Source organism: Streptomyces sp. S6 (assembly GCF_054880855.1).
In genome coordinates this window covers 1-3174 of sequence record NZ_JBTYMC010000499.1, presented here as the reverse complement: position 1 = coordinate 3174, position 3174 = coordinate 1, and the positions used below count along the sequence as shown (strand labels likewise).

Annotated in this window: 5 protein-coding genes and 1 pseudogene; 2 read left to right on the top strand and 4 right to left on the bottom strand. The window is 70.5% G+C overall.

Annotated elements, in window-relative coordinates; translation table 11 throughout:
• The 4 genes from ACVNF4_RS34295 to rimP form a co-directional block, all read right to left on the bottom strand.
• The coding region (locus ACVNF4_RS34295) for a translation initiation factor IF-2 N-terminal domain-containing protein (protein ID WP_461806776.1) at positions 1–251 on the bottom strand (251 nt) is incomplete at its 3' end.
• 147 nt (positions 252–398) lie between these two features.
• Positions 399–695, bottom strand: a complete 297-nt coding sequence (locus tag ACVNF4_RS34290; RefSeq protein WP_461806775.1) for a YlxR family protein — start codon at positions 693–695, stop codon at positions 399–401.
• Positions 696–795: 100 nt separating this feature from the next.
• Entirely contained in the window at positions 796–1794 is a 999-nt protein-coding gene (nusA, locus tag ACVNF4_RS34285) for a transcription termination factor NusA (protein ID WP_461806774.1), read from the bottom strand.
• Between the two features lie 2 nt (positions 1795–1796).
• The gene (gene rimP / locus ACVNF4_RS34280) at positions 1797–2306 is read right to left on the bottom strand and encodes a ribosome maturation factor RimP (protein ID WP_461806773.1); all 510 of its coding nucleotides are present in this window, start codon (positions 2304–2306) and stop codon (positions 1797–1799) included.
• A 207-nt stretch (positions 2307–2513) separates the two neighbouring features.
• On the opposite strand from rimP, the gene ACVNF4_RS34275 reads away from it, so the two are divergent.
• Positions 2514–3038, top strand: coding sequence for a hypothetical protein (locus ACVNF4_RS34275; protein ID WP_461806772.1), 525 nt, complete (start codon positions 2514–2516; stop codon positions 3036–3038).
• Positions 3011–3115 (top strand): annotated as a pseudogene (locus tag ACVNF4_RS34270) (DUF4439 domain-containing protein); the annotation flags it as partial. The gene ACVNF4_RS34275 and the pseudogene ACVNF4_RS34270, both read left to right, overlap by 28 nt.
• Between the last annotated feature and the right edge of the window lie 59 nt (positions 3116–3174).

Below are 3174 nucleotides of genomic sequence, written 5' to 3'. Positions count from 1 at the left end.
GGGGCGGGCGGCTTCGGCGGAGCCGGACGTGCCGACGTCGCCGGGGAGGGCGCGCCGGGCTTGGGGGCAGCCTTGCGAGGGGCGGGCTTGCCGCCGCCCTGGAAGGCGTCCGTCAGCTTGCGTACAACGGGCGCTTCGATGGTCGAAGACGCCGAACGGACGAATTCACCGAGTTCCTGGAGCTTGGCCATGACGGCCTTGCTCTCCACACCGAACTCCTTGGCGAGTTCGTATACCCGGACCTTAGCCACTTCGCTCCTTTGAGGTCCGGGTTCAGTCCGGACCGTCGCTACTTCATGGGCGTACTCATCGCGTGCTCATCGAGTGCTCATCGCAATCTCGACCTACTTCCAACTCGCGGGGTACCTGGCCACGCGGACGGTCCGCGCGCCACTTCCTTACGGTGTCGCCTGATCGGCAACGGTCGTCTCCTCGACGTATCGGCGCAACACCTTTGTGTCGAGCGCACCCGGGGCTCGCAAGGCCCGCGTGAACGCCCGGCGGCGTACCGCCTGGTCGAGACAGACGGGGACGGGGTGCAGATACGCGCCCCGGCCGGGCAGCGTACCGCGAGGGTCGGGGACGCATTCGCCCTCGGCCGCCACGATGCGCAGCAGTGTTGTCTTGGCCGATCGCTCCCGGCACCCCACACAGGTGCGTTCAGGGCATGCTCGGGCGTGCGTCCGGCCAGACACCTTTAAGTCTACCTCCCCGCGGCGACCTCACCCCTTTGGGTCAGGAGTCGAACACGTGCCGCGATATAACTGACGTGATCCAGCCGTTGACCGGCGTGATCTATTCCCCGGCCTGCGGCTCCTGCTGTTCGGTGTCCGGCCGGATGTCGATGCGCCAGCCGGTGAGGCGGGCGGCGAGGCGGGCGTTCTGGCCCTCCTTGCCGATCGCCAGCGACAGCTGGTAGTCCGGCACGGTCACCCGTGCGGAGCGGGCGCCGAGGTCGACGACCTCCACCTTCGACACCCGGGCGGGTGACAGCGCGTTCGCGACCATCTCCGCCGGGTCGTCCGACCAGTCGACGATGTCGATCTTCTCGCCGTTCAGCTCACCCATGACGTTGCGCACCCGGCCGCCCATCGGGCCGATGCAGGCACCCTTGGCGTTCAGGCCGCTGCGTGTGGAGCGGACGGCGATCTTCGTGCGGTGACCGGCCTCGCGGGCGATCGCGGCGATCTCGACGGAGCCGTCGGCGATCTCCGGCACCTCCAGGGCGAAGAGCTTCTTCACCAGGTTGGGGTGCGTGCGGGAGAGGGTGACGGACGGGCCGCGCACCCCCTTGGCGACGCGCACGACGTACGACCTGATGCGCAGGCCGTGCGTGTACGTCTCGCCGGGGACCTGCTCCTGCACCGGCAGCATGGCCTCCATCTTGCCGATGTCGACCAGCACGTTCTTCGGGTCGCGGCCCTGCTGGACGACGCCGGTGACGATGTCGCCCTCACGGCCGGCGTACTCGCCGAGCGTCGCGTCGTCCTCGGCGTCGCGCAGACGCTGGAGGATGACCTGCTTGGCGGTGCTGGCGGCGATCCGGCCGAAGTCCGACGGGGTGTCGTCGAACTCGCGGGGCTCCTGCCCCTCCTCGACGTCGTCCGGGTCCTCCTTCGCCCACACGGTCACGTGACCGCTCTCGCGGTCGAGCTTGACGCGCGCGCGGCGGCGGCTTCCCTCGGTGCGGTGGTAGGCGATGAGGAGGGCCGACTCGATCGCCTCGACCAGCAGGTCGAAGGAGATCTCCTTCTCCCGTACCAGACCCCGCAGGGCACTCATGTCGATGTCCACGGCTACGCCTCCTCTTCCTTCTCGTTCTCTTCGTTGTTCTTGCGGTTGAACTCGACCTGGACGCGGGCCTTGTCGATGTCGCCGAAGGCGAGCCTGCGGGCGGTGGCCTTGCGGCCCTTCACGCCGGGCACCTCCAGGTCGAGGCCCTCGTCGTCCACGGCGAGGATGCGGGCGGTGACGTCACCGCCGTCGGTGAGCTGGAACCTGACCAGGCGGTCGACGGCGCGCACGTAGTGCCGGTGCTCCTTGAGGGGGCGCTCGGCGCCGGGGGTGCCGACCTCCAGGTCGTACGCGGCGTCGCCCATCGCGTTCGTCTCGTCGAGCTTCGCCGAGAGCGCGCGGCTCACATCGGCGACGGCGTCCAGGTCGGCCCCGGAGTCCGAGTCGACGACGACACGCAGCACGCGCTTGCGGCCGACGGTCTCCACCGCGATCTCTTCGAGGTCCAGGCCCTGGGAGGTGACGAGCGGCTCCAGGAGCTCTCGCAGCCCCTCGCTCTGGGTGGTGCTCATCCGGGTGACTCCTCGGCCGCGTGTGCTGTTGTGGAACGGTTCGCGTGTCTGGTCAAAGGGTATCCGGTCGCGAGGAGTGTTGCCGTCCACCCGTCTGGTCTTCGGCCGACGGACCGTGCCTGGCGACGCCGGGGGCGGGGGCCGCCGGTACGGTGATCGCAGTCGGGCCCGACCATTCCTTCGACGACCATCCAGAGGACGTCTGACGTGCCGTACTCCCCGCCGCGCACCCCCCGGGGTCCGCGCCGAAGAACCCTCCTGACCGGCGCGGGTGCCGCCGCCGCCCTCCTCGCGGGCTGCTCCTCCGGCTCCTCCACCGAGGAGACCGCCTCGGACACCCCCTCCGTCTCCCAACGCGTCCGCGCACGTGCGGTGCGGGACAGCAAGGCCCTGCTGGCCCGCTACGACGCCGCCCTCGCCGCGCGTCCGGGTCTGGCGGGGGTGCTGGAGCCGCTGCGGGCGGAGGTGACTCGGCATGTGGGGGCGTTCGGGGGGAGTACGGGGGGTACGACGGGGTCGGCATCACCGTCGGCGTCACCGTCGGCGTCCCCCACCCCCGCTCCCGTCGACGACAAGACCGCCCTCTCCCAACTCGCCTCCGCCGAGCGGGTGTTGGCCGATCGGCGGGCCGCCGAGCTGCTGACGGTGCCCGGTGACCTGGCGCGGCTGCTGGCGTCGGTCGCGGCGGCGGGGGCCGTGCACGCGTACGTGTTGACGGAGGGAGCGCGATGAGCGCGGAGCTGGACGCTGTCCAGGCGGCACTGTCCGCCGAGCACGCGGCGGTGTACGGGTACGGGGTGGTCGGCGGGCTAACGGTCTGAGTAGGGTGCGGCCTACCATCGAGTGCAGAGACAGGGAGGCCGACGTG